Annotated in this window: 1 protein-coding gene; it reads right to left on the bottom strand. The window is 57.3% G+C overall.

Going from position 1 to position 1,051, the window contains the following annotated elements; genetic code table 11:
• Nucleotides 1-28: 28 nt before the first annotated feature.
• Nucleotides 29-928: a sterol desaturase family protein gene (locus AC2FI9_RS22800; RefSeq protein WP_496771017.1), complete on the bottom strand. Its 900-nt coding sequence runs from the start codon at nt 926-928 to the stop codon at nt 29-31.
• Between the last annotated feature and the right edge of the window lie 123 nt (nt 929-1,051).

The raw sequence follows: 1,051 nt of genomic DNA, 5'->3' as shown, positions 1-1,051 counted from the left end.
GCGCGGCAAAGCAGTCTTTGGTTCAGCGCTATTGGTCTATTTGGTCAGTGCCCAGCTTGGTTTGCCCGGACGAGACAGATGAAGATCGCCTCTGTTGGCTCGGGGTACCGAGGGCACCTCCGCTCGCCGGGCCGCGCAGCGGCTGAAGTAGCATTCGGTCGAGCCAGAGGTCTCGGCGTGTGCGAAACTGCTTGATGCCGATTTCCATGCTTTTGTGCCCCTTCTTGGGTTGCGCAACGTAAGTGCCTAGAAGTCGGTCCCACCACGGTAGATTAAAGCCAAAGTTCGAGTTGGTCTCGCTTGGATCGACTGAATGGTGGACTCGGTGCATGTCTGGAGTGACGACGATCCATCTGAGAATTCGATCCACCGGACGCGGCAATTCAATGTTTGCGTGATTGAAGAGCGCGGTAGCGTTCAGGGTCACCTCGAAAAGGAGCACGGCGACAGCGGGCGGCCCCAAGGTTGCTACGACCGCTAGCTTGATCCCCATCGAGATGAGGATTTCTACCGGATGGAAACGCAAGCCAGTAGTCGCGTCAAAATCAAGGTCGGCGTGATGCATCCGGTGCAGACGCCAAAGCCCCGGTACGGCGTGGAACATCACATGCTGAAGATAAATTGCGAGATCTAGAAGCAGCATGGAGACCACGATGGCAACCCAAACCGGCGCCTCGATGTTATTGAAGAGCCCCCATCCGCGATCCTCGGCCATGGCTGCGAAACCAACTGCGAGGATTGGAAAGGTCAGCCGCAGGATGGCGGTGTCGAGCACCACGAGCGCAAGGTTGTTTGTCCATCGGATAACGCGCGGAATATCCCGACTTCGCCGGGGTGCGGCCACTTCCCAAAGTGCCATCGCCGCCAGGACGGATAGGAAGGCAATAAGGCGGATAGTTGGTTCAGCAGCTAGGATTGTGTCGGACATGGACATCCACTATTCGGGTTTCCGTCGCGATAGAATTGCAAGCTGTTCTAGGCGACGACCGCTCCAATGTAACGCAGACATGCAAGCGATACCATCTGAGGGCGGCTTGGTCCGCAAGGCGGA

It is taken from the genome of Ruegeria sp. CDSA246, from assembly GCF_059611225.1.
The sequence above is the reverse complement of the archived record's forward strand: the minus strand, read 5'-3'. Positions and strand labels throughout refer to the sequence as shown.